8 protein-coding genes, 1 rRNA gene and 1 riboswitch are annotated in these 10,862 nt (G+C 29.1%); all 9 genes read right to left on the bottom strand.

From position 1 onward, the window contains the following. Window positions 1-170, bottom strand: a 170-nt coding sequence (locus MRZ80_RS05360; protein WP_292536993.1) for a type I restriction-modification system subunit M N-terminal domain-containing protein, incomplete at its 3' end; no start/stop codon positions are given. 437 nt (window positions 171-607) lie between these two features. Beyond that, entirely contained in the window at window positions 608-1,843 is a 1,236-nt protein-coding gene (locus MRZ80_RS05355; protein ID WP_292536988.1) for a restriction endonuclease subunit S, read from the bottom strand. Between the two features lie 8 nt (window positions 1,844-1,851). Then, entirely contained in the window at window positions 1,852-5,094 is a 3,243-nt protein-coding gene (locus tag MRZ80_RS05350; RefSeq protein ID WP_292536986.1) for an HsdR family type I site-specific deoxyribonuclease, read from the bottom strand. Between the two features lie 171 nt (window positions 5,095-5,265). Continuing rightward, window positions 5,266-5,916, bottom strand: a complete 651-nt coding sequence (locus MRZ80_RS05345; RefSeq protein ID WP_292536984.1) for a hypothetical protein — start codon at window positions 5,914-5,916, stop codon at window positions 5,266-5,268. A 165-nt stretch (window positions 5,917-6,081) separates the two neighbouring features. Then, window positions 6,082-6,705, bottom strand: coding sequence for a 3,4-dihydroxy-2-butanone-4-phosphate synthase (gene ribB, locus MRZ80_RS05340; protein WP_292536981.1), 624 nt, complete (start codon window positions 6,703-6,705; stop codon window positions 6,082-6,084). A gap of 197 nt (window positions 6,706-6,902) precedes the next feature. Continuing rightward, window positions 6,903-7,076, bottom strand: a riboswitch (FMN riboswitch). 107 nt (window positions 7,077-7,183) lie between these two features. Then, on the bottom strand, window positions 7,184-7,744 hold the full coding sequence (locus tag MRZ80_RS05335) for a manganese efflux pump MntP family protein (protein ID WP_320786690.1): 561 nt from the start codon (window positions 7,742-7,744) through the stop codon (window positions 7,184-7,186). Between the two features lie 266 nt (window positions 7,745-8,010). After that, the gene (locus tag MRZ80_RS05330) at window positions 8,011-9,144 is read right to left on the bottom strand and encodes an MFS transporter (protein ID WP_292536974.1); all 1,134 of its coding nucleotides are present in this window, start codon (window positions 9,142-9,144) and stop codon (window positions 8,011-8,013) included. Between the two features lie 170 nt (window positions 9,145-9,314). Then, window positions 9,315-10,445, bottom strand: a complete 1,131-nt coding sequence (locus MRZ80_RS05325; protein ID WP_292536991.1) for an MFS transporter — start codon at window positions 10,443-10,445, stop codon at window positions 9,315-9,317. 265 nt (window positions 10,446-10,710) lie between these two features. Next, window positions 10,711-10,832, bottom strand: a 5S ribosomal RNA gene (gene rrf / locus MRZ80_RS05320). Window positions 10,833-10,862 lie beyond the last annotated feature (30 nt).

Genomic DNA, 10,862 nt, shown 5'->3' with positions numbered 1-10,862 from the left:
TCAATATCCAAAATATCCTCATTTAGAAGATAATTTTCCTGATGTTCTGAAAGATAACGATAAAACATGAAAGCTAAAATATAGTTTTTATATTCTGATGCATCCATAGATCCACGAAGATCATTAGCCATCTCCCATAGTGTTGATGTAATTTGTTGAATATCACTCATAAAAATTTACTTCCTTTCAATATATTATTTTTTTTTATTTGATTATAATTCTAATTATTATATATTAAACTAATTTATACAAACATCTTTTTATAATAAATTCTCTAGATAAAAATACACACCCTACTACTTTTTACATGAAAAAATCAATAATTACAATTTAATTATCTACTTAAAAATTAGTAAAAATACTATTTATCAATACAATCTATTATGAAAGAAAAAAACTAAGAAATCATATCCTTTAGAAAAACAGAACTACTTTATATTCTAATATTAAAAATTTTTTATTATATATTTTCAGTACTTTAAAACAAACTGTCTTAATTGCTAGATTTCCCATCGTGGAAACTGAACAAAATAATTTAAAAAAAAGAGAAAGGGAGAAAAAATTATACAGGAAATATAATTACTAGTGTTATTTTTTTACTTATTCTTTAGATAAACATTCTTTGTAGTAATGCTTTTTTCATTTGTTTTATGTGTTCTAATTTAGTAGTATTATATTGTATTTGTTGGTCTATTTTCTGGAAGAATTGTCCTATTTGTTGTTGTTCTGGTAGTGATGGTATTTTTACTCTTATTTTTCGTAGATCTTTTAAATATATTCCTGGTTGTGCTGATATTGCTTTTCTTTTGTCTAGTTCATTCTGGAATTGTCTTGTCTGAATTACTATATTTAAATACTCTGCTGTTAGTTTTGATTTATCTGGTCTTAAATATGCTACACTTCTTTGAAATGTGATATTTTCAGGATTTTTTAGTATTGCTGTTTCTCCTATTGATCCTACAATTGTTAATAAAACATCACCTTGTTGTAGTTTAAAGTTTTTATGGATTTTATTATAATCTTCTATTGAAATAATTCTATCTGTTTTATTCCAAAATATTTTTCCATTTTTTATATTCTTAGCACTTAAAAGTAGACAACCTTCACTACTATCTTTATGTGTTTCATGAGTACCATCCTTTAATAAAGTTAATATATTATTTAGTTTACATTCACTCCATTCATCATCATATCCAGGATATCTCACACTTGGCATACTACTATCTCCTGTTGGGAACATTTGTTGTAGTAATGCTTGTTTTGTTTGTTTCTGGTGTTGTATTTTTTCTTGTTGTGCTGTTATTAGTTGGTCTAGTTTCTGGAATAATTGTCCTATTTGTTGTTGTTCAGGTAAAGATGGTAATGGTATAGTCATTTCAAAAAGTACTTTGTCTTTTATTGAGAATCTATCAGATCTTACTCCACTATTTCCATTAGAATACATGAATTTATGCCATTTTGAAGATTTAAAATACTGTTCTAAATATTCTATATCTACATTATAGGTTCGAAATACTGTATATAATGGTGAAATTATTCCTGTTCTTCCTAATTTATTACATCGTATTGGTCCTACTGGTGCTAATTTTGATATTCTAGGATTATATACAAAATCTTTATCTTGAATTATATAATATCCATCAAGATTTTTTGTATTTGAAATATTTTTATTAAAAAAATCTTTTTGACTAACAACACCATATTCTGCAGAGTTAGTAAATGTTTCATTATATATTAAATTATTATTTTTACTAGTAACTTTTTCAGATATTTCTCCTAGTTTATATTTATTCCATTTTTCTGTATATTCAGGATATCTTATTTGTGGTGTATTATCTGTCATATTATCATCTATATTATTTCAATAAGTTTATCTGCTAGTTTATATATTGCCTTGCTTAGTTGGTTTCTGTATTTTATTTTTTTAAGTTTTTGTACTTCTTCATCTGTTGCAGTTTTCTGATATTGTAAGTCTTTTGCTGCCTTTTTTTGTATTTTTGTTATCTTTTCTGTATCATTTAAGTCTTCTTTTGAGTAGGTATGTGTACTTATCAGGTTTTCAAGTTCTGATATTGTTACAACATCAACTAATCCCCATTGTTTTATGAAGCTGTCAATTTGCATCTGTGCATCAAATCCATTTGCCATTGTATAGATTTCTCCTGCATCTTCATAGCTTTCAAATTTTACTGGATATTTTATATTCTTCTCCTCAAATGGGAATTGACCACTTACAATTATATTTGACCCATTTTTGATTCTTTTTGCTTCTTCTATATTTTCCAGAGTATCAGCATGTTCATGTATTTCTTTTTTAACTTTTTGTGCTTCATCTTTTTCATCACGTAGTACATGGTTCACTAGATCTTGTGTTAGTTCAGTTAGGTAGTCATAGTTTACTTCTACATCCTTGATATGTATCATTTTAAGGTCAATTTCATGTACTGATACGTTTTGTTCTTTTGCAAGGTCTTGTTTAAGCAGGTTTGTTGTCATCTTAATTTTATCTTCCAAATCCATACTTCGTCCTAGATCTGCAAAGATTTTTGTTGGATTTTCATAGTCAAATCCTTCCATTTTACCATCAATTATCTCTGGTTCATACTGTTTTAGACGTGATATTGATGCATTTAATTTATTTAGTTTCACTGCTAGTAGTTTTTTTGCTTTTTCAGATTTTGGTACTGGTTGTTTGAAGTTATCTGTTATATCTTCTATTATTTCTAGTTGACTACGTGCTTCTTCAATCTCTTCATTGTATGATTTTGCAATTACTCCACTTTTCTGGTTTTCTTCTTTTTTTTCTTCATCAGATAAGTTTGCTGAGTCTTTATTTGTATAGATTGCAAGTGCGTCATTCATAAGATTTTCATTATCTGTTGGCCATCTGTAGTTTATTATACGACCCCATGGTTTTGTGTGGTGTTTATCATTTGTATGATTTCGTGAATCATCTATACGATTTGTTCTTGAGTATGCTTGTATTAGATTTGCACCTCTTAGTATTCTATCTACATATAATGTATTTAGTTGTGGTGCATCAAATCCTGTTAGTAGTTGATCTACCACAATTACTATGTCAAGGTAGTTTCTATCTGAAGCTGTTTTATCAAGTCGGCTTATCAGGTCTTGTTTATATTCATCTACTGTGTCAAGTCCAAAACTTGTACCAAATTCTTGGTTATAATCCATTATTGCTTCATATAATCCCTGATTTGTCTCTAGCATTGTGTCATTATTTGTTGTATTAAGACTAAATGTAACAGCTACCTTTAGTGTTTTTTCACCATTTCTACGTTTTTCTTCATTGACTCTTTTAAATTCATTATAATACATCATTGCCATTGGTGTACTTGCACGATTTCCACCTACATGTGTTGTTAGCATTGCATTATATTTTCCATCACATGATCTGTTACGCCAGTTTGTAAATATATCATCTACAACAAGTTTTATATGTTGGATGTTTTCATCATAAAAACTTGGCTCTATTTCATCATCTATATCATCTACTGTGAGGTTATCAATTTTTTGTTGAATTTCATCTTGTGTCCACTTTGGATGTTGTTCTTTATAAAATTCAGGTAAGTAGTGTTGTTTTATCTGTTTTTCATCTATTGTTGTCTGGAAGTCTACCTTAAATCCTAGTACGTTATGATCTGATATTGCTTCACTTATTGTATATGCATGTAGTAGTGGTCCGAATATGTCTTCTGTTCTTAGTCCTTTTGTTGTTTCATCAAACATTGGAGTTCCAGTATATCCTATCCATGCTGATTTTTTAAATGTTTTTTGTAGTTTTGCAAATGTTTCACCACCAGTTGAACGATGTGCTTCATCAACTATGAAGACTATGTTTTTATCTGGTACTTTGAAGTTTTTACGTTTCATTAATGTTTCAAGTTTCTGTACTGATGTAACTATTATACTGTTATCATTTTTTCTTAGTTTTTGTTCTAGTTGTGTTGTATTTTTTGTATCTTCTATACTTCCTACTATATCTTCTGTTGAGTCAGGATCATATGCACGATATCTTTCATTTGTCTGCTTTGTTAGTGCAATTCTATCTACTAAAAATACTACTTTATCTACCTTTGGCATTCGACTTGCAAGCCATGCAGTTTTAAAGCTTGTTATTGTCTTTCCTGATCCTGTTGTATGCCAAATATATCCTACCTTATTTATTCCAAAGTCGAAATCTATTGTTTTTAGTTTTTCTATTACATTTTGTGTTGCATATACCTGATATGGTCTCATTACTTTGAGTGTTTGTTTATTTTTTGTTCCATCAAGTATCATATAATTGGTTGCCATTTGATGTGCCATTGGTATACTTAGCATTGAATCTGCAAATTCCTTCCAATTATATATCTTTGAGTTATCACTTTTTCTCTGCCAACGGAATGCAAAGTCCTTGTTAAACTTATCAGATGTTGTATTTGCCATGTATTTTACATCACCTGGTGTCATTGCAATTAGAATTTGTAGTGTTGAGAATATATCACTGTATTGATTTTCACTGATGTATTGTTGCATCTGGTTGAGTGCTTCATCTACTGCTGATGAATCCTTTTTTTCTTCAATTTGTATTATTGGAAGTCCATTAATTAGTAGTGTTGTGTCAAAGCGACGTTCCTGTTTTCCTATTATTTTTGCAGGTCTTCTTATCTGATTTACTATCTGATATGTTGTATCTCCTGCTCCTATCTGGTCTTGATTAAATACTGTAAGATAGATGTGACTTCCATCATCAAGATCAACTTCAATTTGTGATGTTCCATTTACTCCATATATAAATATTCCTGCATCATATGGTGTTTTAAGTTCTGTTATTACCTTTTTTACTTGATTAAATTCTGAATCTGTGAGTGGTTTTCCTCGTAGTTTATCCTGATTGTGTTGCTCTAGTATCTCTTTGAAGTTATTCCATAGATCTTCTGTTGTCTTAATTTGTGGTTCATATTTCCAGATCTTCTTTTTTATGATGAAGTCTATGTTTTCATACTGATTTAGTCCTTTGAGATGTTCTTCTTTTGTTATGTTTCCTGTTGAAAGATATTGTATTAATTCTTTTTCAAATTGATCTTCATTCACTTTAATGTTCTCCCATATGATTTAGTTTTATAATTTAGAAAAAAGTAGTGATGTATTTATCTAATTAAATGTTTTATTAAATCTAATTTATAACATCTTTTAATATGGATAGAGTATATTTTAAAAAAAAGAATAAAAATAGGTGAAATATAGGTGGTGATAATTTATATTTTATTCTACATCTTCTATTGGGTCTTTGTAGTGGTTGTTTTCTGTTAGTTTTTGTATTAGCTCATGTAGGTGTTCTGTGTATGGTGCTTTAAATCCTATTGCTGCGGGTTCATCATCGATTTGTATGTTGTTTATTGATGTGTCATTTCCTTCTTGTGAGTTGTTTATTACATACCATATGCTTTTCTTTGTTACTATGAATAGTTGTCCTCCTCCATAGAATCTGTTGTCTCTGAAGCTGTTTGCTGGGTCATATACTTGTTGTGCTACTTTTAGTAGTATGTCTAGTTTTTGTGGTGGTCTTGGTGCTCCTGCATATATTTTTTCAATTTCTTCTAGTGCTTCTTCTTTTATATGTCGTGTTTTGTCATAGATTTCTTGTTGTTTTTGTTGTTGTTTTCGTCTTTTTTCTACTGTGTTTGTGATTCCTAGTGCTTTTTCTACTTTTTGTATGTCTTCTTCTGTGCACATCCAGCCGTGTGGATCTCCTGATATTTGCATGACATTTTTAAATGTTGCTGGTTTAAATTTTGTCATGATGTCTTTTATTTTTGCTTCTTCATCTGGTGTTAGTTTTCTGTTAAATCCATGTAAGTATCCATATTCTAGTGGGTCGTAGCATTGTTCGACTAGTTTTAATTCTTCTGTCATAGTTTTTACCTCTAATATAGTTTTATTTTTCTTGCATCCAAATTATATAATGGTAAAATTCCCCTTTTATTTTTCCTAGTTGTTATTTTTATACTATTTATTCCCCAAAAAAATAATAAAAAAAAGTATGATGGTGGGAGGTTATAGTTTGGTAATATCCCATGTTTAGTTCATGTTTTGTTTGTATACTTTTATGTCTTCTATTGTTACAATTGGCATATCGTATTTTTCTGATATTACTTCAAGTTCTGGCATTCTTGCCATTGTACCATCTATGTTTGTTACTTCACATAGTACTCCCATTGGTTTGTATCCTGCAAGTTTCATTAGATCTACATTTGCTTCTGTATGTCCATCTCTTTCTTCTACTCCACCATTTCTTGCTCTTAGTGGGAATACGTGTCCTGGATGGTTTAGATCTGATGGTTTTGCTCCATCTGCTACTGCTGCTCGTACTGTTGTTACACGATCTTTTGCACTTACTCCTGTTGTTACGCCTTCACTTGCCTCGATTGTTATTGTAAATGCTGTTTTGTATGTACTTGTGTTTTCTTCTACCATTAGTGGAAGTTCTAGTCTGTCTGCATCTTCATCTGTCATACATAGACAGATTATTCCACTACATTCACGTATCATTATTGCCATTTGTTCTTCTGTTACAGTTTCAGCAGGATAGAAGATATCTCCTTCATTTTCTCTATCTTCATCATCTGTTACAATTATTCCTTTTTTATCTTGAAGATATTTTATTGCTGTTTCTACTCTTTGTATTGATGTTTCTTGATTCATTGTATATTTTCTCTCCTGTTTTTAATTTAATTATCAAGTATTTGTATATTTTCAAAAATTTTCTATTAAGTAATTTGTAAGAAAATACAATAGAACCAGGGCTTTTAGCTTAATTTCAAGGTTTTAGATATATTATTTTTATTTATATCCCATTGTATTTTTTTTGAGAAAAAATTAAGTTTAAGATTTTATTTTCTTATGATTCTCTTTCATCCAGACTTTTACTGTCGGTTTTGGAGTTGCACCAAATCAGCATAGAAATATATTCATTTATTATTTATCTCATCATCTATGCTCGTGGACTTTAATATATTATTGTATTTTATATTTTCACCACCGGTGGAGAATTTCACTCCGCCCTGAGAACTACATATTATAATATAAGATTAACATCTATAATAAATATTAACATCTGTTATATTAAAAAAATATATAAAAATAGTTTTAATAAAAAAAAAGAGTTGGGGGGGATTTATTATTATAATCCTATAAGAATTTTAATTGCAATTATTATAAGTACTACTCCACCAAATATTTCCACTTTATCTCCAAGATATTTTCCTATTTTATCTTCAAGTTTTGCACCTATAAATACACCTATAAGACTGATTATAAATGCTGTAACTCCTATGATTATACTTGGTATTAATACTTCACTTCCTAGTATTGCAAAACTAAGTCCTACTGCAAATGCATCAATACTTGTTGCTATTGCAAGAATAAATACTTCCTTAAAGCTGAAGTTATCTGTAATTTCCTCATCATCTGATGTGAGACTTTCTCGTATCATATTTACTCCAATTATCATTAGAAGTATAAATCCTACAAATGATGCAATTGATGATATAAATCCACTTACTGTTGTTCCACATAGATATCCTAGAACTGTCATGAAGAATTGGAAAAATCCAAAAAATATTCCATAGTATAGCCATTGTGCTTTTGTCAGATTTTTTTGTGTAAATCCTTTTGTTATTGATACACTAAATGCATCCATTGCAAGAGCAACTGCAATTACACATACAGATACTATATCCATCATGTTATCTTCTACCTCCTAGTTTTTTAATTTTAAAAAAATAGTTATTCTTAATATATAATTTTGTTAATCAAAAAAAAGTTTTATTTTATAAAAAAAAGTGCCATTATAAAAAGTATCTCAAATTTTAATACTTTAATATTAATATATTTGTTTTTTAAATTATTTAATAATTAGTATAATATAATAAATAGTTTTTAGAATTAAAAAAAAGTAATAAAAAAAGAATAAAAGCAAGTGTTATTTAAATTAAAATAACACCTAATTTAAGATGTAGTTTTACTAAATTTATACATTCTACTTGCAAATAAAATAATGGATAATAATATTATAATAATTGATGCTGGAATTATTGCCATCAAACCTATATCAGCTATTAAAAAACCACCAATAACAGCACCAAGTGTTACACCAACATTAAGCATACTCATAAATACACCATTTGCAAACTCTGAAGCCTGAGGAATAGCAGTAATAATCCAATACTGAATAATATTAGTAAAAACACCCTCAAAGAAACCAAACAAAGCAGATAAAACAATCATAAAAATCATATTACCAGATGTAGCAAACAATAAAAGTAATGCTAAATTAATACAAATAACAACAGGTGCAACAATCACAGTCTTTCCCGGAATCTTAACAAGAAGACGACCAGTAAGCCATGAACCCACAATACTCATAACACCACCAAGAAGTAATGTAAATGTAATAAACTCACCTGTAATATGTGAAATAATCTGCAGAAATGATGCAGCATAATTATAATACAGACAAAAACCTGTAGAAAAGACTGCAACACCAATAGCTGATAATATCAAGATAGGCTTTCGTGACAACTTAAGCTGATTTTTAAAGTTCACATCAACGTGACCTTCAATTGATGGGAAAAACAATAATGTCACAATACATGACACTAAATTAAGAAAACCAAGAGCAAACATAGCCATAGGATATCCACCATGATTTGCAAAAAATGTACAAATAGGAAGACCAAGAATTTCACCAGCAGAAAATCCCATAACAACCTTACTAACAGCACGAGGAGCATCCACTGGATCTACAAGTTCACCTGCAACAGTAAATGCAATAGAAATATATGCAGGATAAAAAAATGCAGAAATAATACGACATGCAAGAGCAACATAAAAGTTATGTGTAAGACCACCAGCAAATGAGAAGATACTCATAAACAACAATACCAATACAAATAAATGCTTACGATTACATTTTCCCACAATAAGTGGAATAACCAGACTTCCAATCATAATAACAAAAGAAAATCCACTAATAAAAAGACCTGCCATATCAAGTGTCACATTAAAATATGATGCAATCTGGGGTAAAATACCAACAAAACCAAGTTCAGTTGATAAAATACCAAAAGTTCCAAATACCATTATAAAAAGTATAAAATCAACATTACCACGTAAATTATTAAGATTTATCTAATCACATCTCCTTTTAAATTTTATCATATACAAAAATTAAGTAATAATAACTTATATCTAAAGTAATATAAAAAAATAGATATTTTAACAAAAAAAGTAAAAAAAGGGAGAAGATATTTCTAAGATGTATCATTTGTAGGATATCGTCTCATACGATAAGCAAATAAAACAATTGCAACTACTAAAATACAAACACATACAGGAATAATACCTATAATACCAACCTTATCAATCACACGACTTGATAAAATAGTAGCAACAGTAATACCAACATTAAGCATACTCATAAACACACCATTTGCAAACTCAGGAGCCTGAGGAATAGCAGAGAAAATCCAGTACTGAATAAGATTATTAAATATACCATCAAGAAAACCAAGAATAGCCATAAGTAAAATAACAACTAAATAGTTACTAGCAAATACATAAAATAATATGAAATTCACACACATGCACACTACACTACAAATAACAAAACATGAAGAACCTTCACTACTAAGCATACGACCTGCAGTCCATGAACCAAAAATACTCATAATACCAGCAATTAAAAGAGTAACTGTAACATTACCACCAACAATACCTGTAACAAGCTGAATAAAAGATGAAGCATAATTATAAAAACCACAAAAACCAGTTGAAAAAACAACAACAGCAAGTGTAGAAATTAAGAAAATACCACTTTTAGCAGATAAAAACTGACTTTTTAAATTAACATCTTCGTGACCTTCAATTGATGGGAAAAACAGTACAGTAAGAATACAAATAGCAAGATTAAGAAATCCAAACCAAAACATAGCCATAGGATATCCACCATGATTTGCAAAAAATGTACAAAGAGGAACACCAAAAATAGTTCCAGCAGAAATACCCATCACAATCTTACTAATAGCACGAGGAGCATCACTAGGTTGTGCAATTTCACCTGCAACAGTAAATGCAATAGAAATATATGCAGGATAAAAAATAGCAGTAACAATACGACATGCAAGTGCAACATAAAAATTATCAGTAAGACCACCAGCAAATGAGAAAATACTCATAATGGCAAGCACTACAATAAACAAATGCCTACGATTAAAACGACTAACAACAATAGGAACAATAAGACTGCCAACTGCAATAATAGCTGAAAAACAACTAATAAAAAGACCAGCATCATCAATTCCAATACTAAAATACTGGGCAACCTGTGGTAGAATACCAACAAAACCAAGTTCAGTTGATAAAATACTGAAAGTTCCAAGCATCATAATAAAAATAATAAAATTAGAATTAAAAGATTTAGACTTAATCAATATCAAAACCTCGAAAATATGATTTAATTAAATATTAAATATATAAAAAAAAGTATTTAAAATTAGTTAGTACACATAAGACTTAAAACAACAAAAATAGAAAATATTACATAAAATAAAAGTCTTTAAAATCCTAGAAAAAATCAATAAATTAAATTTATGTTAAAATTAGAAATAAGTTAAAAGTTAAAAATAGCTTTTTTTGTATTTTTTTAAGGGCTGGCAACTTTCGAACCTTCCCATAAGTTTACCGCTTATAGTACCAACAAGAACGTAGATAGACTTTATTACTGAGATCGAGACGAGATCAGATGTGACCCTATCGCTTTGGTCGCCATACCCAAATGATTGATGCAAGAAAAAAATTAA

Source organism: Methanosphaera sp., from assembly GCF_022768985.1.
Classification (GTDB): Archaea; Methanobacteriota; Methanobacteria; order Methanobacteriales; family Methanobacteriaceae; genus Methanosphaera.
This window is presented reverse-complemented; position numbering and strand designations above follow the sequence as displayed.